The organism is Acidaminococcus sp. HCP3S3_G9_1 (assembly GCF_052122455.1).
GTDB lineage: Bacteria > Bacillota > Negativicutes > Acidaminococcales > Acidaminococcaceae > Acidaminococcus.
Map to the genome: position 1 here is coordinate 1 of NZ_JBQKCH010000033.1, position 1,725 is coordinate 1,725.

The 1,725-nt window shown below is 38.6% G+C and carries 2 protein-coding genes; both read right to left on the reverse strand.

Features of this window, described 5'->3' with window-relative positions; all coding sequences use genetic code 11:
• Positions 1-81 precede the first annotated feature (81 nt).
• Complete coding sequence (gene lnu(C) / locus ACTQY1_RS11165) at positions 82-576, reverse strand: lincosamide nucleotidyltransferase Lnu(C) (RefSeq protein ID WP_019543803.1); 495 nt, start codon at positions 574-576, stop codon at positions 82-84.
• 23 nt (positions 577-599) lie between these two features.
• Positions 600-1,637, reverse strand: a complete 1,038-nt coding sequence (locus tag ACTQY1_RS11170; protein ID WP_002837184.1) for an IS1595-like element ISSag10 family transposase — start codon at positions 1,635-1,637, stop codon at positions 600-602.
• Positions 1,638-1,725 lie beyond the last annotated feature (88 nt).

A 1,725-nucleotide genomic window follows, 5' to 3' on the forward strand; every position in this document is an offset into this window, starting at 1 on the left:
GGCTATGTCACAACAAACAGTTGATAAATAGCCATTTTTATAGGGGAGTATCAGAACTCCCCTACAAACTGTTATTTGCAGTTATCTATACTCATTTGGAATTTCGATATGAAGTGTCTCACACAATAACTTCACATCATGTGCATCATTTTCATCAAACTCGTATCCCAGATGGAACATTACTTGACTATATGGTTCAATACAGGAAACCTCTATTTCCTCAATTCTTCCTTTACCCGAAAAAGTTTCTACCGGAAAACAATCCCCATCATAAAGAATTTCACCTTCGTCCGTATATTCAAAACAATGCAAATCAATAATTCTGTTTTTCAAATCTTCCCATACAGTATGGTTCAATGTTGTATATTCCATCTTAATCTCATAAAAGCCATTAGCTTTCATTATTTCTATAAAGTTCTGATAATCGTTCTTTTCTACAAAAATGTCAATATCATTATGGGCTCTTGACTGATATCCAAGAAGAGCATCTACACCCCAGCCACCATCAAGAAAGACTTTAATCTCCGCATCTATTGCAAATTGAAGAATCTGTTTTACATCTGTTATATTGACCATCTTATCATCTCCACAAATTCTAATTAGGCGACCAGAGGAACTGCTGGTCTGTTTGATAAATCTCTGCATTTAGCAGTTTTCAATGTTGCCAAAACGAAAGTTAAGAAGATGTTCCTTTTCTCCATGTCGCTTTCTTTGGCGTAATTTACAAGGTTATTCCACACAAGATAGTTGTTCAGATACTTGGTAGAAACACCGTTAAAGCCACGCATAAACCTCTTTAGCTGGCTATGGTAGCTATTGATATGTTGGATATTATAAATGCCTTTCTTGGCTTTGCCAGTCTTTAACTGCACAAGGTCAATGCCATTGGCATTTGTAAATCTCACATAGGAGTTCATCTTGTCCGTAACAAGAGTGGAATTGGTCTTAATCCTACCATCATAAATATGATGTAAATCTCTTGTAGAAACTCTACCAGTATTCGTAATCTTGGAGATAGACAAGCCATTCCTATTAACCGCACAAGGAACACATACCTTTTCTTGGGACAAGCCTCTGATATGTGTAGAATGACCACGCTTATGAGCCTTGCGTGGCATAGCAAATGTCTTACTCTTGCTATGATTGCCCTTGTACGAGATGGCGAAAAAAGTTTCGTCAGCCTCAATAATGCCGTCAAGGGTAACATCGTCTGCCATATTCTGAAGTGCATCCAAAATCTTGTGTCTCCAAAGGAATGCGGTGTTTCTGTGAATCCCACAAGCAACAGCAGTCTTACGAATGGATAAGCCATTCATCATACAATCAATGTACTGCTCCCACACGGACAAGTCTTTTCTTGTACCAGACACAATGGAGTTCGTAGCAATCACGAAGGACTTGCCACAATCCTTACATACATATCGCTGTGTGCCATCTTTACGATGACCATTGCGAACCACATGGATACAGCCACAAAGAGGGCATACACGACCATTTGCAAAGCGTTCCTTTGCTACGAAATCTTCAATATTCAAAGACTTTACAAAGGCAGGACTTAAAAGCATTGTTTTAAGGCTTTCCTGCTCTGCGACAGTCAACTTACCGATAATATCTAATGCGTCTTTGATAGTAGGCATATCCAATTACCTCCTTCGGTGGTACTGTTTCTTACTATTATTATACGCTATTTCTCGTCAAAAATCAACCATTTGTTGTGACAGAGCC